Here is a 22278-nt window from a genome sequence, read left to right as displayed (position 1 = left end):
TGGGATCCTTTTATAAAGCCAGTCGGCAAGCGGGTTAGCAGCATGTTGAGCCCATAACTTAGCGACAAAGTTTTGACAAAAAGATCAGCGAAAAATCAGCTAAACGATGGAAAGCGCAGGAATAAAATGCGAGCAAAAAAGCAGCAGCCTTTTGCTTTCAGGCAGTTGCAATGCAATATTTGCCATAGAGTTTCGCTAAATGTGGGATTTTCCCGTTAGACAAATCACGCTAGACTCACAAAGCACAACAAAATAGACTCAATTTTTACATTCGCATAAGCTTATAGAGCGTCAATTTCTAGCATAAATCGCTGAAATATTATTTTTGATTGCGGATTTATTCTGCAATTTAGGAAGGCTTTTATTTCACGATTGCGAGGAAGATCAAAACTCCCGCGGGATAAACTCAAAGAATAACGTTATGACAGCGACTCAGATCCGTACCTGCCACAAGTGGTTTGCACTGATAACCGCCATTCAATTGCTGATCTGGCTAGGAACGGGTGCCTACATGGTGCTGATGGATATAGAGTTTATTCGCGGAAAACTATTGGTAGATAAGGCAAGTACGGCGATATTCCAAGTGGATGCTCCCGCCTATAGCTTTGCGGACTTTACTAATGCGCATCCCGATGCGACGGATATCAGCCTGTATGCCTATCAAGACTCACTTTGGTACAGCGCTAAAATAGCTGGGAAATTACAGCGCTTTAGCAGTGAGACTGGCGAAGTATTACCACTGCTTGATAAACAGCAGGCGCTCGACGCCGCACAGCGAGTCTATACGGGTCAGGCTAAATTTATCGGCTCGACATTCATTGAGCAGAACGCTCCGAGTGAAATCCCTGCCCGCGTGCTCCCCGTTTGGCAACTGACGTTAGACGATGCCATGCATTCGACACTCTATATCTCGGCAGTCACTGGACAAGTGGTCAGCGCGCGCCATGATTATTGGCGACTCTTCGATCTGATGTGGATGCTGCATATTATGGACTACGAGACGCGGGAGAATGTGCATAATCCGTTACTTACGCTAATGACTAGCCTCGCCCTGTTGACCGCACTCTTTGGTATCGCCTTGGCCTATATCAGTTTTCGAAACCAAAATCGTGAGGAGGCTGTATGAGCTTCTCGACTCTTCGCCATACCAGCACCGCTGGCAGCAAGCATTCCATCAGCTTACTACTGCAAACCTTACATAAATGGCTCGGACTTATCGTTGGCCTGCAATTATTGATTTGGGTCGTGACTGGACTCGCCTTTAACCTAATTGACGAGAGGTTTTTGGACGCGAACCCATATCGCGCCACTCATAAAACGGCGAGCCCCACTACTGCACTCGCCCCCACGGAAAACCTACTGCAACAATATCAAGCAGAAGGCATTATCGAACTTAAGCTAACCTCAGTGCTGAGCCGCGCCGTGTATGCCCTCACTACAACTCAGCAAACTCGCTGGTTTTGGGCGGACTCACTCAAGCCGCTATCCTTGAACGATGCTGAGATAGTCGCGATTGCCAAACAGAGCTACTCGGGCTCAGGTGAACTCAGCGCACCGCAAATCCTCACCCGCGAAACACCATTCGATGCCAGTGGCCCAGTTGCCATGCTAACAGCCGCAGATGAAGTCGGAACGCGAATTTATATCGATACCGCCTCGGGTGCGGTTCTTGCCCACCAAAATCGTCAATCGGATCTCAAGGATCTGCTGTTTATGCTGCATTTTATGGATTATGTTCCCAGTAATGGCATTGGTTTTAATCACTTATTAGTACAAGTTGTCAGCATTGCCACGCTGTTGTTAGGTCTTTCGGGGATTTACATCCTTGGGCATAAACTTCATCAAGGTCAGTTATCCCTGCCATTCTTGAAGCGCAAAGCCGCCATAGGAAAACTGACACTTTTTACTCAAGACGCTCAACCGCTGGCCGAGTTTACCGATCTCAATGGCACTTATTTAGAGAGCATTAATCGAGGGCGTGAAAGATTAAGGACCCAATGCGGCGGTGGCGGACGCTGCGGTCTGTGTAAACTCAGGTTTGTCGAGCAGCCACCCAGCCCCAATGATTATGATCTGGATAAACTCACCGCCACAGAGCTAGCACAAGGCATTCGCCTAAGCTGCCAACACGAGGCACATCCTGGCAAACTTGAATTAGCCACCAAAGCCCAGCACAGATATTGGCCACAGTCCGAGCGCTAGAGAGTATCGCGCACAGGCTTAAATCGGCGTATAGTCTAAATATTAAGCAACTCCGGCCGATAAGCAGCTAAGAGGTCATCAATTAAGGAGGCGCTATGAGTGGATTGGACAGTCTTTACGCTATGCTGGCACAGCCAGCAAAACCCGTATTTACCCCCAAACGGGTCGTCGATCAGGTTAGCGGTGCGACCGCCAATGCGCCCGATAGCCATGAAACCCCGCAGTCGCAATTACCGCCCACCTTAGATGTGAAAGTCAGGGAAAGACGCAAAAATAACAATGCCAGTCGCAATAAAAAACGCCGCGCATCGGACAAACAACAAGACTTAAAAGAGGGTGTGGTGCTCGAAGTCACTGACGATACCGCTGACACAGCGCAATCGCCCAGTAAGCACATCATCGATATCGAAGTTTAACTTACTGCCGTTAATAAATAAGGCGCAACCTCAGGGTGCGCCTTATGTGTTTCAAGCCTAAAAGAAACTAAGAACGAGTTCTGGCCACCGCATCTTGCCAGCCCGCATATAACCGCTCCCTTTGACTCGCATCAATATTAGGTTTGAAGTGTTTATCGATACAGGCCTTATGCTTAAGTTCGGTCACTGATGTCCAAAAGCCAACCGCCAGTCCCGCTAAAAAGGCTGCGCCAAGCGCGGTAGTCTCACACACACTCGGTCTTAAAACTTCAACGTCGGTGATATCCGCTTGAAATTGCATGAGGAAGTCATTAGCAACCGCACCACCATCCACCTTAAGGGATTTAAGCCGCTCACCACTATCCTTAATCATGGCATCGAGTAAATCCTTACTCTGGTAGGCAATCGACTCTAATGCCGCGCGGATAATATGATTACGATTAGCGCCACGCGTTAACCCAAACAGTGCGCCACGGGCATTAGGATCCCAATAGGGTGCACCAAGCCCGACAAAGGCAGGCACTAAATACACGCCATTGGTATCCGCGACTTTAGCGGCAAAATATTCGGTATCGCTGGCATCGCGGATCAGCCCCAGCTCATCGCGCAACCATTGTATGGTCGCGCCGCCCATAAACACTGAGCCTTCAAGGGCATAACTCACTTCACCTTGAGCACCGACCGCCACTGTGGTTAATAAACCATGGGATGAACGTACGGCTTTATTGCCTGTATTCATTAATAAAAAGCAGCCAGTGCCATAAGTATTTTTAGCCATTCCCGGCTCAACACAAAGCTGGCCAAAGAGCGCAGCCTGTTGATCGCCCGCGATCCCCGCGAGTGGAATTTCGCTGCCCTCACCGGCAATACGGGTTGTGCCATAGACACTGCAGGAAGGTTTCACTTCGGGCAGCATGGCCGCAGGAATATCGAGCGCCTCCAGCAGCTTGCTATCCCAGCTCAGGCTGTGGATATTAAACAGCAGCGTGCGGGCGGCATTGGTGGGATCGGTCACATGCACTTTGCCTTCAGTGAGTTTCCACAGCAACCAAGTATCAACCGTGCCGAATAAGAGCTCGCCTCGTTTGGCCTTCGCACGCGCATCCGGCACATTATCGAGGATCCATTTGATCTTAGTGCCTGAAAAATAAGGGTCGAGCAAAAGGCCAGTATTCTCTCGCACATAATCTTCTAAGCCTTGGGCCTTGAGTTGCTCGCAGACCTCTGAGCTGCGACGACACTGCCACACAATGGCGTTATAAACGGGTTTGCCTGTGGCCTTTTCCCAGATAATGGTGGTTTCGCGCTGATTGGTGATACCAATGGCTGCCACTTCATCGCTGTGAATCCCCGCTCTAGCAAGGGATTCGATCAACACCGAACTTTGGCTCGCCCAGATCTCCATGGGATCATGCTCCACCCAGCCGGGGTTTGGATAAAGCTGAGTAAACTCCCGCTGCGAGACGCTAACAATATTGGCATCGTGGTCAAACACAATCGCCCTTGAGCTGGTTGTGCCTTGATCTAACGCCACTACGTATTTTTTCTGCACACGACTATCCTATTTGTCCTCTGCCATATTCAAATCGGCAGATTCTTAATGACTCATTGATTATGCTCTGAATATATTCGCAATTGGCGGCCATGACCAGCCAACATCTGGCAAATGCGCATCAAGCCACGTTATTTGGGGCACAAAAAAGCCCTGAAGATTCAGGGCTTTTCATCAGCTAGATGATTACATCTTGTAGCTCATTTGGATACCGGCTAACCAAACATCACCACTCGCGTCACCGTTGAAGTTCACTGTGGCTAGGTTAAGCAGATTTTGCTGCTCGTTGATTGGCGCATCACCCGTGGCACGAATATAGGTCAGCGCGAAATCAACATTCAGGTTTTTAGTTGCCTGATAGCCCGCACCAACAGAGAACCACAGACGGTCAGAGTCAGGGATAGTCGTAGTACGCCATTCATTAGTGGCCGCCGTTTTATCTAAGGCCACACCCGCGCGCACTAACCATTCATTGCTGACTTGATAGGTGGTACCTAAGGCAAAGCGCCAGTTATCTTCAAAGTGCTCTTCTTTGACTAAGTCAGACTCTAAGTCGCCCTTTGGTTTAACTTCACCTGGGAAGTAAGCCACTAGCTGGTCGAATACGCTCCAATCGGTCCAGTTAACGCTGGCATGCATTGCCCAGTTATCGGTTAATTGGTGATAAGACGACAGTTCGGCAAATGCAGGCAGTTCGAGCGGAATGTAACCTTCAATCGACAGATTTTGGCCGCCATCGTAAATCACACCTGATGCATGACCTTCTAACTCAAGCTTTACGCCGCTGTGATACGCCAGACCGACACGGTGTGCTGGATTAATCTGCCAGCTCGTACCTAGTTGCCAGCCGTAACCAATGTCGTCGCCTTTCATGCTTTTCAGCTCAGTGCCACCCGGTGGTAGCATGGCAGACACTTGTGCTGGTAGTGCGGGTTTAATGCCATCGACCCAACCCGGTAACGAGGCACCGATTTCACCTTCACCGTAAACGATACGTACACCACCACCGACACTGACAGCATCATTTACGCGGTAAGCGATGTTAGGGTTAAACTCAACAGTAGTCACCGCAGTTTTATTACCGAAAATCGCCGCAGCGTGGGTTTTAGGTAACTCAGTTGACAGACCATAGTTTGAGTTAACCGCCAGACCCCAAGTCCATTGGTCGTTTAACTGGTTGGAATAATAAAAGTTAGGCACTAACGCATCATCGGCCACATCTAAGGCATCGCCGCCTTTCATTTCAACGGGATTTGGGCCCAGCAATGGCGAGCTTAAGCTCACATCACCTTTTACATCCACGTTAGGCATCACATAGATACCACCAGCAGACAGCTGACGGCCTTCTAAATAGGTCAGCATCGCTGGGTTGCGGCCTTGAACTGAAGCGTTATCGGCAATTGCGGCTTCACCGGCAAAGGCGCGGCCTAAACCCGTCGCTGAGTATTCAGCCAGTTGGAAACCCGCTGCATGGACTTGAGTCGTTGTGCTTAATAAGGCCGCAGTCACAGCCAAAGTCAGAAGACGTTTTTGCATTGTTATTCTCAGAAAATATTATTGTTATCTGTGCCAGTAACCTGGTCACAATGGCGTTCACACAAAATAGAGCAAACACTCCAGATTGAATGCGAGGCAGTTTACCGATGCAGAAGATGTTTGCAACAAGCGGGAATAAAACAGACAAAAAAACTAGCCACTAAAAGACATTCAATATTTTTAGTGAGATAAATCACTTTTAAAACAAGAATAATAAGTGAAAACGCGAAGCATCATTTGCTGAAAACATTTTTCAACGTTACTACATCGATGATTAAATTGCTTTATAAACAATGCATTAATAGAAGAAAAACCTATAAACACTTGTAAGCCATTTTACCCATTAAAATTCAGCATAAATCACTGCCGCTCATTTTGATTGCGATACAGGAAAGACCGCATTCATTTTAAATCAATAAATACAATAGATTAGCATTCACAATTTAAGCGTAGATAATAAAAACGCCTAGTTTTCGAACTAGGCGTTTAAGATTAACTTCCATTAAGGTACAAGTGTTCGCCGAATGCTTAGCATCGCCAACTTGGGATTTGTGATTCGTACTCGCCTATCTGCACTCCGTGGGACAAGGTCAAGCCAATGGCATCTAAACCATTCAGCAATTTATGCCGCGCCGACTCGGCCAACGTAAAGCTAAACTCAGCTCCCGAAGGCGATGTCACCTTACAAGTCGTTAAATCGACTGTGATTTGTGCGCCTTCTTCGCTCGCCACCTCATCCATTAACTGACGCACTTCATTCGCGCTCAGCTTCACTGGCAACAAACCGTTATTGATGGAGTTTCCATAAAAAATATCGGCAAAGCTCGGGGCAATAATGGCGCGCAGGCCAAAATCCGCCAGCGCCCATGGTGCGTGTTCACGGCTGGAGCCACAGCCAAAGTTTTCCTGTGCCAGCAGAATCGACGCACCGCTATAGCGAGGTTTGTTTAGAGTAAAATCAGGATTGGGCACATCCCCGGCATCATCGAGATAACGCCAGTCGTGGAATAAGTGCACACCGAATCCATCCCGTGTCACCTTAGATAAAAATTGCTTCGGGATAATTTGATCGGTATCGATATTGGCGCTGTCGATCATGACCGCAAGCCCGGTATGGCTAGTAAAAGGTTGCATTAACTTCTCCTCTTGGGATTACGGTTAGTAAGGTTTACGGATATCGACAAAATGCCCAGCAATCGCCGCCGCTGCCGCCATCGCAGGACTCACCAAATGGGTACGGCTACCACGACCTTGGCGCCCTTCGAAGTTACGGTTGCTGGTCGAGGCGCAGCGATCGCCCGCTTCTAATCTGTCATCGTTCATAGCCAAACACATAGAGCAACCCGGTAAGCGCCATTCGAATCCGGCCTCGATAAAGATTTTATCTAAACCTTCGGCCTCGGCCTGTGCCTTCACTTGGCCAGAACCCGGCACTACGATTGCCGTAACGCCCGAAGCCACTTTACGCCCTTTGGCCTGTTTCGCCGCGCTGCGCAAATCTTCAATCCGCGAGTTAGTACAAGAACCAATAAAGACTTTGTTAATCGCGACGTCTGTCATCGGCGTGCCAGCAGTTAAGCCGATATAGTCCAAGGCTTTTTCCATGCTAGCGCGAATCGTCGGATTCGCCTCATCGGCAGGATTCGGCACGGGTGCATCGATGGCAACCACTTGTCCAGGGTTTGTGCCCCAAGTCAACTGCGGCGCAATATCGGCCGCATCTAACACGACAGTGGCATCAAACTCAGCGCCAACATCGGTTTTCAGCGCCTTCCAGGCGGCGACGGCCTCTGCCCAATCCTCACTCTTTGGTGCAAACTCACGGCCTTCTAGGTAATCGAACGTGGTTTGATCCGGCGCGACCATGCCCGCCTTAGCGCCCATTTCAATCGCCATATTGCAGACTGTCATGCGCCCTTCCATCGACAGCGCTTCAATGGCCTCACCACAAAACTCAACCACATAGCCAGTGCCGCCATCCATACCTATCTTACCGATAATCGCCAGTACGATATCTTTAGCGGTGACGCCATCGGTAACCTGACCACGTACTTCGATTTTCATGGTCTTGGCTTTTAATTGGCGCAGGGTTTGCGTCGCCAGCACATGCTCCACTTCGGAAGTGCCAATACCGAAAGCCAAGGCGCCAAAGGCACCGTGAGTCGCCGTATGGGAATCACCACACACAATCACTGTGCCGGGTAAGGTAATGCCAAGCTCAGGCCCCATCACATGCACAATCCCTTGATTAGGATGGTGAATGTCATATAAGCGCACGCCGAAGTCTTTACAGTTTTGCGCCAAGGTCTCGACCTGAGTGCGTGCCATAGGGCTTAAAGCATCTAGGCTAGCACTGCGCGTCGAAGTGTTGTGATCCATGGTCGCGAAGGTTTTCTCTGGAGCGCGTAACTTACGCCCAGCCACTTTTAAGCCACTAAAGGCTTGGGGCGATGTCACTTCGTGAACCAAATGTCTGTCGACATAAATGATCGGCGCTTCGCCCTCTGGGGTTGCCACAACGTGGGCATCCCACACCTTTTGATACAGGGTTTTCGGAGCGTTTGATGTTGAAGGAGTCGTCATTACACACCTGCCTTAACTGCATCGGCGATAAAGTTGCCCATTTCGACTGTCGATTTGGCCTTATGGCGTTGGTCGCTACTTAATAGCTCACCGGTTAAATAGCCAGAATTCAGCGCCTTGCTCACGGCGCGCTCAATGGCACTCGCCGCTTCTTCTTGCTTTAAGCTGTGACGCAGCATCAGTGCAGCCGACAGAATTTGTGCAATCGGGTTAGCAATACCTTTCCCCGCGATATCCGGCGCACTGCCACCAGCGGGTTCAAACAAACCAAAGCCAGTGCTATTCATACTCGCCGAAGACAACAAACCCATGGAGCCGGTCAGCATGGCGATTTCGTCCGATAAAATATCGCCAAACAAGTTAGAGCACAGCATAACGTCAAACTCATCGGGACGGCGCAGCAACTGCATAGTCGCGTTGTCGATATAAATGTGTTCCAGCTCAACATCAGGGAAATCCACCGCCACTTCTTCTACTACTTGGCGCCACAGTACCGAGCAAGCTAAGACGTTTGCCTTATCGACCGAAGTGACTTTTTTACGACGGCCGCGGGCGGCTTCAAAGGCAATGCGTGCGATACGGGCAATCTCGCGGCGGCTGTAACGCATGGTATCGAAGGCTTCTTCGCTCTCACCTTCACCTTGGCGCCCCTTAGGTTTACCGAAGTAGATCCCACCCGTTAACTCACGCACGCAGAGAACATCGAAGCCTCTAGCAGAAATATCGCTGCGCAGCGGTGACATATGTTCTAAACCATCATGCAATTTCGCCGGGCGCAGGTTACAAAACAGTTCGAAGTGACCCCGTAGCGGCAATAATGCACCACGCTCTGGCTGTTCATTGGGCGGCAGTTTTTCCCATTTAGGGCCACCGACTGAACCGAATAGAATGGCATCGGCCGCTTCACAACCTTTCAGTGTTGCCTCAGGCAATGGACAACCGTGATTGTCGATGGCGATACCGCCGACATCATATTCAGAGTATTCAATGTTAAGACCAAAACGTGCCTCAACCGCCTTTAACACCTTACGCGCCTCGGCCATCACTTCTGGCCCAATACCATCCCCGGCTAATACTGCAATTTGATAACTCATACGCCCGCTCACTCCTTCAATGTGAAAACTTTATGCTCGATATTGCTTGGGTTATACGCCACCCAGCTCTCTGTTTTTATGCATATTCTGTTTGTAATCTGCGACCTTATCGGCACGGCAAGTCAGGTTCATCACGTGCACTAACGCACGGGCTGATGCCTCAACCACGTCGGTCGCTAACCCAACACCGTGGAAATTTTGTTCATGGTAAACCGCGGTAATGTCGACCTGGCCAAGCGCATTTTGCCCCTCGCCCTTAGCGCCCAATTTGTAGCTGATGATATCGATACGACGGTCCGTCGCACGGGCAATGGCGTTATAGGCGGCGTCAACGGGACCATTACCAGTCGCGGCTTCGGTTTTAATCTCACCGCCGACATCGATGCGTACAGTAGCCGTGGCAACACCTTCTGTGGAGTCGGACTGCACCACTAACTGCTGTAATTGATAGAAGTTATCTTCCGCCGCTTGCGCTTCCATAAAGGCTAAGGCTTCTAAGTCGTAATCGAAGACTTGACCCTTTTTATCGGCCAAATGTAAAAACTGTTCGTACAGGGCATCCAGATTGAAATCCTGCTCGCTGTAGCCCATCTCCTCCATACGATGCTTAATCACATGGCGGCCTGAGCGCGAGGTCATATTCAGGTTGTTACGGTTTAGGCCGATGCTCTCTGGCGTCATGATTTCATAGGTGTTTTGCGCCTTTAACATGCCATCTTGGTGGATCCCCGAAGAGTGGGTAAAGGCATTCGCGCCCACAATTGCCTTATTAGACTGAATCGGCATATTGCACAACTGGCTGACCAGATTCGACGTGCGGTGGATCTCTTTAGCATTGATCCCAGTTTCAACTCCCAGCAGATTCTTACGCGTCGCTAAGATCATGGCGATTTCTTCTAGGGAGCAGTTACCCGCACGCTCACCAATACCGTTCATGGTACATTCGATTTGGCGAGCACCATGCTGCACGGCGGTGATCGAATTAGCCACCGACATGCCTAAGTCGTCATGGCAGTGAACGGAGATAATGGCTTGATCGATATTCGGTACGCGATTAAACAAGGTTTGAATAATACTCCCAAACTCGCTTGGCACTGTGTAACCCACGGTATCAGGGATATTGATGGTACGAGCCCCTGCGTGAATCGCCGCTTCTACCATACGGCACAGGTTGTCGATTGGCGTGCGCCCCGCATCTTCGCAGGAAAATTCTACATCATCGGTAAACCTGCGGGCATATTTCACTGCGCCCACCGCCATCTCCAACACTTGCTCGAATGAGCGCTTTAACTTGCTCTCCACATGGATAGTCGAGGTGGAGATAAAGGTATGAATGCGGAACTGTTCGGCAACCGACAATGCTTGGGCGGCGGCATCGATATCTTTTTCCAAGGCGCGGGATAAGGCGCACACACGGCTATTTTTGATGGTACGGGCAATAGTCTGCACCGACTCAAAATCACCGGGGGAAGACACGGGAAACCCGACTTCCATTACATCTACACCGAGACGTTCCAACGCCATGGCGATCTGTAACTTTTCTTTGACCGACAGGCTTGCCGCTAACGCCTGCTCGCCATCACGTAAGGTGGTATCAAATATAATTACTCTGTTAGACATCTCGCTTCTCCATGGAACGTCACCGTTCATTATTTAACTTTTGCCGTATTCAGATACAAAAAACCCCGCAACATTGGTGCGGGGTTTATGAGTGTTTTGCCTATCTATCGAGCGAGCAACACTAAGACCTCCGCGTTTGTGGCGCGAGAGAGAGAAGGAGGAGGTCGAGTTTGCTGCTAATTCTATTCATTTAAATTAAATATTTATTCTATTGACTCAAAATAAGGACGGTTAATATTTAACTCGCTTGCTTAAGTGTGTCAACCCCAATTTTTTTCATGTTCTTCGAGTTATTTGCTGCAAAATAGCAAAATTTACCCATATTCACTCGACAAGACTCTTGTTAATCCCTTGTCAGTAGAGAAAAATCCACAAAATGGCTCAAGTCAAAATTTGAACAAAAAAATCATTTTTTATGCAAAAAAGCCTTGAGACACGTTATAATCCTCGCCCGCGGTTACGGATATTAGAATTAATGCATGGTATGGAGCAAAAAATGGATTTTCGCGTCTTAGCGCTTAGCCTGTGGTTATGGCTATTCCCTTTTGGGGTCAGTGCTAACGACCAACTCGATGCACTTGCAGAACTGATTTATCAGTATCCGACCAAGGCTTTGACGCAAATTAGCACACTAGAAAAACAACAAACCGCTGATAACTCTAGTGATATTGATAGGCTTCGCCTAAGTATGCTCAAGTGCCAGAACTTGTTGCAATTAGGGGAAAATGAAGCGGCAATCAACCTTGCTCAGATGGGCGAGGCCAGTGCCAAACAGCTAAAACTCGATCAGGCACGTCCCTACTTTTTGAATTGTCAGGCCGATGCCTATCTCAATTATGATAATGTCCAAGATGCCTTACCTTTGCTCGATTCCGCGATTACCCTCGCGAGACGCTATCAGCAACCTCAAGCCTTAATCGATGCACTGCGGTTAAGGGGGCAACTGGATACCAACACGGATAACTTTTCCTCCGCCATCGAAGATTTACGCATCGCTATCGACATCTATCCCGATATTCATACCCAGACACAAAATTGGGTGTGGCCGCCGCAGGCCTATGTCTATGCTGCTATGGGGAATTTACTCTATGCAACCCATGATTTACCCCAAGCCATGTATTACGCCAATCTGGCACTCAACAGTGTCGATGCCAAGGGTAAAGTGCGACATGTTTTACTACGAAACGCATCGCGTATTGCATTGGATAATCAAGACAGAGAATACAGCGACCGACTGGAGAAACAGGCAAAAGCATTGTTACCCGAAATCGGCTCTCCCTTAGAGCTGGCCTATAGCTATGCCATTTTGGCTTCAATTGCCCTCGATAAGGGGCGAATGGACACTGCCGAAGAATACATCTCTATTGCCATGAACACTTTTAAGCTGCAAAACCAACGGGCAGCTATGATGCGCTCGACCCGTTTATTGGCACAGATCCGGTTTGCTCAACATAGAGATGAAGCGGCGTTAGCCCTTATGAACTCCGCCATAGAACAGGGCGAGTCATTGAAGCAATATTCTGATCTAAAATGGTTTTATGGCATTTTGAGTGATTATTATCAAACCCACGACAACTACAAACTTGCCTACGAGTATTTGCAAAAACGTTTCGATGCCACAGAGCTTGCTAACGAGTCGATGAATAACACCCGTATCCTGCAATTTAAGGCCAGATTAAATCAGCAAGGACTACAACTGGCGAGCAAAGAGAATCAGCCAACTCACACTTCGGTACTCAAAGAGCTCAATATCGATTGGGCCTATAGCACGTTATTTTTAGTCGCCATGGCCTTCTTGGGCGGTGCCATTTGGTATTTCATTGATAAACAAAATAATCGTGCACCATCAGCTGAATCAGACAGCCAAAATCTGCCACCACAACAACTACTCGAGTTGACACTTCACAGCGCTAAGCAAGGCGATTATCCATTGTCGCTGTTGCTGCTCAATGCCAGCCAAATTCGCCAAGTCGATCTGCCCGCGCTAATGGATAAGTTACAAGACAAGCTACGTGAGCAGGACAAACTATTACGCTATTCGATAGATGAGATAGTCATAGTGCTGCCCTATACCTCTGCCGTGGGCGCGCAGAAAGTCGTCGGTCAAATCACCCCCACCATCCAAACCTTACAAGGAACAAGCAAGGTGAATATTGGCGTTGCTGTGATGCAACAGTTTGATACTTTGGATTCTTTGGTTAAGCGCGCGAGCATCAATCAATTAGGTAAACTCAAGGGGAGCGACCCACAAAGCGATTACTCTCCCGCTAAATAGGCGGCAATTTCATCGAGGAAATCGTCGCCAAATCGGCTGAGTTTGCGCTCACCAACGCCGTTTACCGCCAGCATTTCACCGGGACTGGTGGGCATCATGGCCGCCATTTCCGCTAGGGTCGCATCGTTAAACACCAGATAGGGCGGCACATCCTGTTCTTCAGCAATAGTACGACGTAGGGCTTTTAGCCTCGCAAACAGTTTGCGGTCGTAATTCAGCGGTGCCCGCGATTGAGTGACTTTGCGCTTAATGTTGGTCAGTTGAATGCGTGGCTCCGCCAACATTAGCGCCACCTCGCCCTTAAGGATCGGCCTTGCCGAAGGGTTTAAGGTGATGGACGAGCCCCGCGTAATATCTTGGCTCGCAAGCCCCAAATGGATGAGCTGACGGATAACACTCAACCAATATTCATGGCTTTTGTCTTTGCCTATGCCCCAAGTGCTGAGCTTATCGTGCCCTCTATCAACAATCGCAGCACCCTTGGAGCCACGCAAGACTTCAATCAAGTGGTTGATACCAAAGCGCTGCCCAAGCCGATAGATGCAAGATAGCACCTTCTGCGCATCCTCGGTGCCGTTATAACGTTTAGGCGGGTCGAGACAAATATCGCAGTTGCCGCAGGGCTCTAACGCGCTCTCATCGAAGTAATGCAGCAACACTTGGCGACGACAGGTTTGTGCCTCTGCAAATGCAGCCATGGTATTGAGCTTATGGAAATCCACCTGCTGCTGCGGCCCTGGCTCCGACTGCTCGATAAGATGGCGCACTCGCCCAATATCGGCAGGATCAAACAACATAAAGGCTTCGGCCTCGAGTCCATCACGCCCCGCTCGGCCAGTTTCTTGATAATAGGCTTCGATGCTTTTAGGGATATCGTAATGCACCACAAAGCGCACGTTAGATTTGTTAATCCCCATGCCAAAGGCCACGGTGGCAACCACGATATCAATTTGATCTTTAAGGAAGCTATCTTGTACTTCACCGCGCTCTTGTGGCGTCATACCCGCATGGTATGCCTTAGCATGAAACCCTTGTAGTGTGAGTCTTTTTGCCACCTCATCCACACGGCGACGACTGCTGCAATAGACTATGCCGCTACTGCCATTTTGTTGCAGTAAAAACTGTCGTAATTGATTCGCGGCATTGAGTTTTTCGGCAACCGTATAGCGGATATTGGGCCGATCGAAACTCGATAGTAACCTAAATGGATTAATCCCTAGGCGCTCGCAAATATTTTGCCGCGTCGCCTGATCCGCTGTGGCGGTGAGCGCCATCATGGGCACATGGGGAAAGAGCTGCTTTAACTGGCCAAGGGCGGCATATTCAGGACGAAAATCGTGTCCCCATTGACTGATGCAGTGCGCCTCATCGATGGCAAACATGGATAGCGGCAGGGAGCGCATACGCTCGATAAAATCGCCAGTAAGTAACCGCTCAGGAGACACATATAGCAGTTTTAGCTCGCCTCGATGCAGCTGCCTCAGCACCTCTACACTCTGCTCCCGCGGCTGCGAGGAGTTTAAATAGGCGGCATTGACACCCGTCTGCAACAGGCTGTCGACCTGATCTTTCATCAATGAAATCAGCGGTGATACTACGATGGTGATGCCTGGCATCAGCAGTGCGGGCAGTTGGTAACACAGACTCTTACCGCCGCCAGTGGGCATGATCACAAGGCAGTCCTCACCACTGCATACACGTTCGATAACCTCGCGCTGACCGTCCCTAAAGTCACGGTAGCCAAACACCTGCGCTAGGCGTTGCGACAGCGGATCATCATGTATGTCGAGTAACTGAGTTTCCATGGATCTTCTAGCTAAAAAGTAAGGGCGCCTATTCTAAAGGACAGAATCGCTCCTGTCTTGCGCCATCTTGCCCAAACAGCCCCCGCGCGAACAACTATGGGATAGGCTTAGCCTACTTCCACGGCTTATCACAACACCTAAAACGATTTACCCACACAGCGGCTTAAGTTGCATTAAGCATAGGCTTGGCTGTAGATTAATTACTCTAAGTCGAACGCCATTGCGCGTGCTTCGACCCTATTCTAAGAAGCCCTACAGCCTACAAGGACGAACAGCATGACAAACCCAATTCAAGCCGAAGTACTCAAACGTGTTGCCGAAGTGTTTGATCAGCACGTACCGTTTCATAATTTATTGGGTCTAGATATCAAACGCTACGACATCGATGGCGTCGAAGTGGTGATTAATATGAAGCCAGAACTCATTGGCAATATTCACCAACAAATTCTCCACGGTGGGGTCACGGCTACAGTGCTCGATGTGGTCGGAGGGCTCACCGCCTTTGCAGGGCTCGTCGCTAGTCGTGATGATTGGACTGTGGAGGAGTTACAACAACGGTTGCAAACCTTAGGCACTATCGATATGCGCGTCGATTACCTGCGCCCCGGGCGTGGACAGGTTTTCACAGGCACGGGCAGCGTGATCCGTGCCGGCAATCGCGTCTCGGTATGCCGCATGGAGCTTCACAACGAGCAAGGAACCCATATCGCCTTCGGCACTGGGACCTATATGGTTGGCTAGTCCGTTGTCACACATCGTTTTTTAGAATTTTTTTACCGTATTCAACATCGATAACCTAAAGGGAAACACCTTGATTATTCAGGTGTTTCCCTCTAATTTTTGCAGAGCACTGGTTATTAGAGACATCCTGTAACGAAAAAGGCTGGCGCACACACCTTGAGTCAATTCCCATAGCCTCCTACAATCGCCGTCCTGTTGTCCTTCGAAGATGTCTCATGCCTGATACTGAATACCGCAAAGGGATCCTACTTGCCGTCAGTGCTTACTGTATGTGGGGATTTGCGCCCTTATATTTCAAACTACTCCACCATGTTTCGGCGACCGAAATTTTACTGCATAGGGTGATCTGGTCATTTGTGTTTATGGTGATCATCATGCTGTTTATCGGTGGCTTTGGAAAGCTGCGTCAACTGTTTAAACAACCAAAGCAGTTATTCGTGCTCACCATCACATCCCTGCTGATTGCCGCCAACTGGTTGATTTTTATCTGGGCCGTGAATAACGATCATATGCTCGATGCCAGCTTAGGTTACTTTATTAACCCCCTACTGAATGTGCTGCTCGGCATGCTGTTTTTGGGTGAAAGATTACGTAAGTTGCAATGGTTTGCCGTCGCGCTGGCGAGTGCAGGCGTGCTTATTCAGTTGATTTCATTCGGTTCTATTCCCATTGTCTCCCTCGCCTTAGCGGGCACCTTCGGGGTGTATGCGCTGCTGCGTAAAAAGGTCAATGTGGATGCTAAATCGGGTCTGTTAGTCGAAACCGCCATTCTGCTACCGGTCGCATTGGTTTATCTGGTCGCGACTTTAGATAGCGCCACAGCGAATATGCTCACCAACGATTGGCACCTTAATTTGTTGTTGATGGCAGCGGGGATTGTTACCACGATTCCACTATTGTGTTTTGCCGGTGCAGCGGTACGTATTCCATTGTCTATGCTCGGCTTTTTCCAATATATCGGCCCGAGTATTATGTTTATCCTCGCGGTAACCTTATTCAATGAACCCTTCGATGCCGAGAAGAGCATCACCTTTGGCTTTATCTGGAGCGCCCTGTTGGTGTTCACATTCGATATGGCCTATAAACGCAAAACGGCGCAATAACATCACGCCGCAGCCGACAGTTGCAAAAATAGTGGTTAAGTGAGCATGTACTTAACAGCTATTTTTGTAGCTGGGTAATAAACCTTTCGCCCTCGGGCACAGACAAAAGCAGATTGTAGCCTCGCGTCGTTGGCACTAGCACTAGTTCGGATTTATCCGTCACAGCCACAAATGCCTTACCCTTCCCTTTTAGATTAAACCAGCCGAGTTGAAATCCTGGCATACCGATACCATTGGTTTTAAAGCTAGGTGCTAAATCCGCCTCCTGCTTCAAATCGATAATGCGCGCCTGTTCGACCAGCAGCTCTGAGCGTACTAACTGCACTTTATAGAAGGGAATATCGAGTTTTAGCTCGGTGTCGGTTAATGCGATTTCAGCATTATGGGATTGATAAAACACCCAAGAAAATCCGCCAATCATCACTAACAAGATGCCTAAGCTCGCCGATTTCGCCACTTTCGGCATAGGTTTAACCCACAACATCCACAGTACGCCAGCCAAACCTAACAACAAGATAATAAAGCTTAAAATGGAGGTTTGAGTCAGAGGCGCGAGGGAGAAAAACTGAGTCACCATGGTGGGCAGTCCTTAAGGTAGAAAAGCTTAATCTGCCAACAAAGACATATTATGTCAATAAAAATGCCAGCGCTAGGCTGGCATCTTATCAAGCGTGCAAAGCTTACAGATCGAGGGCGAGAATTTTAGAGCGGCGCTGGTAGTTATACAGCTGCTTTTTCTTCTGCGGTAAGGCTTCCACATCTTCAATCACAAAGCCATGCTCTAAGAACCAGTGAATGCTGCGGGTAGTCAAGGCAAACAAACGGGAATAACCGCGGCTACGCGCCTGACCTATGATGTTTTTCAGCAGCAAACTGCCCCTATCTGCATCGCGATAATCTGGGTGCACCACCAAACAGGCAAACTCCCCGGCGTTATCCTCCTCGAAGGGATACAGGGCCGCACAGCCAATGACTAAGCCATCACGCTCAATCAACATAAACTGCTCGATCTCAATCTCAAGCTGCTCACGACTGCGGCGCACCAAAATGCCTTGTTCTTCCAAGGGGCGAATTAAGTTTAGTACGCCGCCAATATCGCTAATCGATGCGCGGCGCAGACGCTCAGCGCTTTCTGTTACGATTTGCGTACCTATGCCCTCACGGGAAAACAACTCCTGCAGCAAAGCACCGTCATCGAGATAACTGACCAAATGACAACGGGGCACACCATTGCGGCACGCATCAATACTCGCCTTGAGAAAAGCCATAGTACCCACACAGGCCGAACCTTGCTCAGCAAGCTTAGTCAGAATGTTTTGCGCGTCATTTGGCATTAATTCGGCAATCACATCGCCATTGCGATCGAGGATGCCGTTTTGCGAACTAAAGCCAATCATCTTGTCGGCCTTCAGCTTGATCGCGACTTGAGTGGCAATCTCTTCGGCGGTGAGGTTAAAACTCTCGCCAGTGACCGATGCAGCAATCGGCCCCATCAACACAATACAGTGGTTATCGAGCTGACGCTTAAGCCCTTGAGTATCGATACGGCGCACTTTGCCGCTTAAACAAAAATCCACGCCGTTATCGACCCCTAGAGGCTGGGCAATCACAAAGTTACCGCTGACTAAGTTGATTTGCGCGCCTTGCATCGGCGTATTACTGAGGCTCATCGATAAACGCGCGGTGATATCAAACTGCAATGCGCCCGCGACCTGCTTGATCACTTTAAGCGAGTCTTCATCGGTGATACGTACACCTTCGTGGTAGGCGGGTTCAATCCCATTGGCTGCCAACGCCGCATCGATTTGCGGCCTCGCGCCATACACCAACACCACTTTAATGCCTAAACTGTGCAACAGGGCCACGTCATTCAAAATGCCGCGAAATTGATTTTGTGCTAAAGCCTCGCCACCCAACATCACCACAAAGGTTTTCCCTCTATGGGCATTGACGTAAGGGGCAGAATGACGAAATCCATCAACCAGTTCAGTGGTACGCACGCGTTGTTTACACCTCATATTTGAGCTGGCAATGCCAACATGACACACCAGGAGTGAATGACTAAAACACGCGTATAGTATTGCATTTTAATTCACCAATAAAGAATTTATTCTCATTAAAATGCAGTTTTAATACAATAAAATGCTTATATTTTCAAAAAATTGCATTTTTGATGAATGATCACATTTTTTTAACTCGATATCATTTAGCTGCACTGGCCAAGTATGGGACAGATTTATCTCAACTTGATGACGAGAAGCCAAAAAAGACCAAAAAAAAGCCCCTTAGATAAGGGGCTTTTCTCGAAACACTAAACAAGGATTACTTGATTTTTGCTTCTTTGTAGATAACGTGCTGACGAATAACTGGATCAAATTTTTTGATTTCCATTTTTTCTGGCATGTTACGCTTGTTTTTTTCAGTTGTGTAGAAGTGACCAGTTTTAGCTGTAGAAACTAATTTGATCTTCTCACGATTACCTTTAGCTTTAGCCATGATCTATTACACCTTCTCGCCACGGGCACGAAGTTCAGCAACAACAACTTCAATACCTTTCTTATCGATCAGACGGATACCTTTAGTAGATACACGTAACTGTACGAAACGTTTTTCTTCTTCTAACCAGAAACGGTGGTTTTGCAGGTTAGGTAAAAAACGACGACGGGTCGCGTTTTTTGCGTGCGAACGGTTGTTACCAACCATCGGCTTCTTGCCAGTAACTTGGCATACTCTTGACATGTCAGTCTTCTCCAAAAAACAATTTTAACGCTCGAGCATTAATGTACCTCGTATGGCCGTCGCCCGAGGCACAAAGAGGGCGCATTTTATACACGATCATAGAGGTAAGATCAAGCGTTAGATTAATTAATCCAGCCTCGTTCCGCGAAGGAAACTATCTCTCGATCACCAACAACCATATGGTCCAGTAAGGATACGTCTATGGTTGCTAACGCATTTTTTAATCGCTCAGTTATTCGTCTGTCAGCCTGACTGGGCTCGGCAATACCAGACGGATGATTGTGACACACTATGACGGCAGCAGCCTTTTTCTCCAGCACTAGGCTCACCACTTCACGTGGATACACCGAAGCTGAATCTATTGTTCCGCGGAATAATTCGACGAATTGAATCACTCTATGCTGGCTATCCAGCAGCAAAATTGCGAACACTTCATAGGAGCGGTCAGCTAATTGTCTCATTAAATAATCCCGAGTTAAATCGGGATTTGTCAAAACCTGACCTCTCTGCAGGTTTTCTTGTGCCACACGCCTCGCTAATTCAGCCGCGGCTTGAAGCTGGGCGTATTTTACAGGTCCCACGCCCGGAAGTCGACACACCTGATGCTTTGGTGCGCAAAGTAAGCTTCTTAATCCACCAAATTCATGAATGAGTGAGCGTGCAAGGTCGACCGCATTCAATCCGCTCAGCCCATTTCGCAGTAAAACAGCCAGTAATTCTGCATCCGAGAGATGGGCGGCGCCTTTTACTAATAATTTATCCCGCGGGCCTTCGCCCTCGGGCCAATCCTTAATCGCCATACGACCTCCTTGTCAGCGCGAATTTTCACTTTAGACAAGTATGGACGAGTTTTTTTGAACTGGGACAGTCACGCCAATTAGTCGCTTTGTGGTATGGTTGGCGACATTATTTCAATCTCGGATGATGTCTGTGAGCCTGATAACGAAAAACGTCCTACTGGGTATTGGTGGCGGCATAGCGGCCTACAAAAGTGCGGATTTAGTGCGCCGCTTAAAAGAACGCGGCTTTGATGTGCGAGTGGTGATGAGCCAGAGCGCCATGGAATTTATTACCCCTCTCACTCTGCAAGCCTTATCAGGCCATCCCGTGGCATCAAGTTTACTCGATCCCGCTGCCGAAGCGGCAATGGGTCATATCGAGCTCGCGCGCTGGGCGGATTTAGTGATTATCGCCCCCGCCACCGCGAATTTACTGGCCCGTATCAATGCGGGCATGGCGGATGAGCTTATCACCACCACTTGTCTTGCGACCGAAGCGCCGATAGCCCTGTGTCCCGCGATGAATCAGCAGATGTATCGCAATGCAGCCACCCAAGCCAATTTAGCGAGTTTACAAGGCCGAGGTTATACCCTGTGGGGCCCCGCCAGCGGCAGCCAAGCCTGTGGCGAAGTAGGCCCTGGTCGTATGCTCGAACCGTTAGAAATCGCAGAATTAGCCAGTCGCTTTTTTGCAACAAAAGATGTCTATGCTGAACAGGAAACTCAGCCGCTAGCGGGCCAGTCGGTGCTCATTACCGCAGGACCAACCCGCGAAGCCATCGATCCGGTGCGTTATATCTCTAATCACAGCTCAGGCAAGATGGGATTCGCCTTAGCAAAAGCCGCCGCCGACATGGGCGCCGCTGTGACCTTGGTCTCAGGTCCAGTAAATTTAGCAACCCCTGAGGGGGTGACGCGAATCAATGTCGAATCCGCGCAAAACATGCTCGACGCTGTGATGGATAATGTTGATAAAAAAGATATTTTCATTGGCTGCGCGGCGGTTGCCGACTATCGCGTCAGCGATATTGCGGACTGTAAGATCAAAAAGTCCGCCGAAGAAATGCAACTTGCGCTGGTGAGGAATCCTGATATCTTAGCGACGGTCGCAAGCTTGGCAAACCGTCCTTTTGTGGTGGGATTTGCCGCCGAAACCCATGATGTAGAAACCTACGCCCGCGATAAACTCAAACGCAAAAACTTGAATATGATCGCCGCAAACGATGTATCCGTTGCTGGCCTTGGCTTTAATGCCGATGCCAATGCCCTGCGTGTATTCTGGCCGCAGGGTAGTCAAGATTTGCCTGCTACCGATAAACTCACGTTGGCTCGGCAATTACTTTCGTTGATAGTGAAAGAAAAAACAAAATAAATGAAAACACCGATTGAATTAAAGATCCTCGATTCCCGTATTGGTTCTGAATTCCCTCTGCCCGCCTATGCCACGCCTGGCAGCGCGGGAATGGATCTTCGCGCCATGATAGATACCACAATGACGATAGCCCCAGGTGAGACTCAGTTAATCCCTACGGGCATCGCCATCCACGTGGCAGACCCAGGCCTTGCCGCCGTGATCCTGCCCCGTTCAGGCCTTGGCCATAAGCACGGTATCGTACTCGGCAATCTGGTTGGGCTTATCGATTCAGATTATCAAGGTCCCTTGATGGTTTCTTGCTGGAACCGCAGCGATACCCCATTCACTTTAGAAATTGGTGATCGTCTCGCACAACTCGTGTTTGTTCCAGTGGTACAAGCACAATTCAAACTCGTTGATGAGTTCGACAGCTCAGATCGTGGTGAAGGTGGATTTGGCCATTCTGGCACTAAATAACC

20 protein-coding genes are annotated in these 22278 nt (G+C 49.0%); 8 read left to right on the top strand and 12 right to left on the bottom strand.

Going from position 1 to position 22278, the window contains the following annotated elements; genetic code table 11:
- Window positions 1-421: 421 nt before the first annotated feature.
- The 3 genes from B5P39_RS16590 (at window position 422) to B5P39_RS16580 (ending at window position 2618) form a co-directional block, all read left to right on the top strand.
- A complete protein-coding gene (locus B5P39_RS16590) occupies window positions 422-1126 on the top strand; it encodes a peptidase (RefSeq protein ID WP_088212322.1) in 705 nt (234 codons plus the stop codon).
- Window positions 1123-2202 (top strand): PepSY domain-containing protein, encoded by a 1080-nt coding sequence (locus B5P39_RS16585; RefSeq protein WP_088212321.1) that lies wholly within the window; start codon window positions 1123-1125, stop codon window positions 2200-2202. The genes B5P39_RS16590 and B5P39_RS16585 overlap by 4 nt, the downstream gene beginning before the upstream one ends.
- 95 nt (window positions 2203-2297) lie before the next feature.
- Window positions 2298-2618, top strand: a complete 321-nt coding sequence (locus B5P39_RS16580; protein WP_088212320.1) for a hypothetical protein — start codon at window positions 2298-2300, stop codon at window positions 2616-2618.
- Between the two features lie 67 nt (window positions 2619-2685).
- Here the strand turns inward: B5P39_RS16580 and glpK are convergent, their stop codons facing one another.
- From glpK to leuA, 6 genes are all read right to left on the bottom strand, one after another.
- The gene (gene glpK, locus B5P39_RS16575; protein WP_088212319.1) at window positions 2686-4170 is read right to left on the bottom strand and encodes a glycerol kinase GlpK; all 1485 of its coding nucleotides are present in this window, start codon (window positions 4168-4170) and stop codon (window positions 2686-2688) included.
- Window positions 4171-4356: 186 nt separating this feature from the next.
- Complete coding sequence (locus B5P39_RS16570) at window positions 4357-5706, bottom strand: outer membrane protein transport protein (RefSeq protein WP_088212318.1); 1350 nt, start codon at window positions 5704-5706, stop codon at window positions 4357-4359.
- 528 nt (window positions 5707-6234) lie between these two features.
- Window positions 6235-6840, bottom strand: coding sequence for a 3-isopropylmalate dehydratase small subunit (gene leuD, locus B5P39_RS16565; protein WP_086903068.1), 606 nt, complete (start codon window positions 6838-6840; stop codon window positions 6235-6237).
- Window positions 6841-6864: 24 nt separating this feature from the next.
- Window positions 6865-8289, bottom strand: coding sequence for a 3-isopropylmalate dehydratase large subunit (gene leuC / locus B5P39_RS16560; RefSeq protein ID WP_088212317.1), 1425 nt, complete (start codon window positions 8287-8289; stop codon window positions 6865-6867).
- Window positions 8289-9383, bottom strand: a complete 1095-nt coding sequence (gene leuB / locus B5P39_RS16555) for a 3-isopropylmalate dehydrogenase (protein WP_011718509.1) — start codon at window positions 9381-9383, stop codon at window positions 8289-8291. Before leuB ends, leuC begins: the two co-directional genes overlap by 1 nt.
- 51 nt (window positions 9384-9434) lie before the next feature.
- The gene (gene leuA / locus B5P39_RS16550) at window positions 9435-11003 is read right to left on the bottom strand and encodes a 2-isopropylmalate synthase (RefSeq protein ID WP_088212316.1); all 1569 of its coding nucleotides are present in this window, start codon (window positions 11001-11003) and stop codon (window positions 9435-9437) included.
- 496 nt (window positions 11004-11499) lie between these two features.
- Between leuA and B5P39_RS16545 the strand changes: the two genes are divergently transcribed.
- A complete protein-coding gene (locus B5P39_RS16545; RefSeq protein ID WP_088212315.1) occupies window positions 11500-13278 on the top strand; it encodes a diguanylate cyclase domain-containing protein in 1779 nt (592 codons plus the stop codon).
- Here B5P39_RS16545 and recQ read toward each other — a convergent pair.
- Window positions 13260-15083: a DNA helicase RecQ gene (gene recQ / locus B5P39_RS16540; RefSeq protein WP_088212314.1), complete on the bottom strand. Its 1824-nt coding sequence runs from the start codon at window positions 15081-15083 to the stop codon at window positions 13260-13262. The two genes, B5P39_RS16545 and recQ, sit on opposite strands and share 19 nt — an antisense overlap.
- Before the next feature lie 276 nt (window positions 15084-15359).
- Here recQ and B5P39_RS16535 point away from each other — a divergent pair, with 276 nt between their 5' ends.
- Together B5P39_RS16535 and rarD are read left to right on the top strand one after the other, a co-directional pair.
- A complete protein-coding gene (locus tag B5P39_RS16535) occupies window positions 15360-15824 on the top strand; it encodes a thioesterase family protein (RefSeq protein ID WP_011624318.1) in 465 nt (154 codons plus the stop codon).
- A 215-nt stretch (window positions 15825-16039) separates the two neighbouring features.
- Complete coding sequence (gene rarD / locus B5P39_RS16530; protein ID WP_088212313.1) at window positions 16040-16927, top strand: EamA family transporter RarD; 888 nt, start codon at window positions 16040-16042, stop codon at window positions 16925-16927.
- Window positions 16928-16985: 58 nt separating this feature from the next.
- Here rarD and B5P39_RS16525 read toward each other — a convergent pair whose 3' ends face one another.
- The 5 genes from B5P39_RS16525 to radC form a co-directional block, all read right to left on the bottom strand.
- Window positions 16986-17504 carry a PH domain-containing protein gene (locus B5P39_RS16525; RefSeq protein WP_088212312.1) on the bottom strand — a complete coding sequence of 173 codons (519 nt, stop codon included), beginning with the start codon at window positions 17502-17504 and terminating at the stop codon, window positions 16986-16988.
- A gap of 103 nt (window positions 17505-17607) precedes the next feature.
- Window positions 17608-18927 carry an amino-acid N-acetyltransferase gene (gene argA, locus B5P39_RS16520; RefSeq protein WP_041412827.1) on the bottom strand — a complete coding sequence of 440 codons (1320 nt, stop codon included), beginning with the start codon at window positions 18925-18927 and terminating at the stop codon, window positions 17608-17610.
- A 322-nt stretch (window positions 18928-19249) separates the two neighbouring features.
- A complete protein-coding gene (rpmG, locus tag B5P39_RS16515) occupies window positions 19250-19423 on the bottom strand; it encodes a 50S ribosomal protein L33 (protein ID WP_006079871.1) in 174 nt (57 codons plus the stop codon).
- A 6-nt stretch (window positions 19424-19429) separates the two neighbouring features.
- On the bottom strand, window positions 19430-19666 hold the full coding sequence (rpmB, locus tag B5P39_RS16510; RefSeq protein ID WP_006079870.1) for a 50S ribosomal protein L28: 237 nt from the start codon (window positions 19664-19666) through the stop codon (window positions 19430-19432).
- A gap of 122 nt (window positions 19667-19788) precedes the next feature.
- Complete coding sequence (gene radC, locus B5P39_RS16505; RefSeq protein WP_011624904.1) at window positions 19789-20466, bottom strand: RadC family protein; 678 nt, start codon at window positions 20464-20466, stop codon at window positions 19789-19791.
- Between the two features lie 121 nt (window positions 20467-20587).
- Between radC and coaBC the strand changes: the two genes are divergently transcribed.
- Both coaBC and dut read left to right on the top strand, forming a co-directional pair.
- On the top strand, window positions 20588-21817 hold the full coding sequence (gene coaBC, locus B5P39_RS16500; protein ID WP_088212311.1) for a bifunctional phosphopantothenoylcysteine decarboxylase/phosphopantothenate--cysteine ligase CoaBC: 1230 nt from the start codon (window positions 20588-20590) through the stop codon (window positions 21815-21817).
- Window positions 21818-22276 (top strand): dUTP diphosphatase, encoded by a 459-nt coding sequence (gene dut / locus B5P39_RS16495; RefSeq protein ID WP_011624324.1) that lies wholly within the window; start codon window positions 21818-21820, stop codon window positions 22274-22276.
- Window positions 22277-22278: the final 2 nt, after the last annotated feature.

It is taken from the genome of Shewanella sp. Shew256, assembly GCF_002196695.1.
Classification (GTDB): Bacteria; Pseudomonadota; Gammaproteobacteria; order Enterobacterales; family Shewanellaceae; genus Shewanella; species Shewanella mangrovisoli.
Note: the sequence above shows the minus strand (reverse complement) of the source record. Positions and strands in the feature narration are given on the sequence as shown.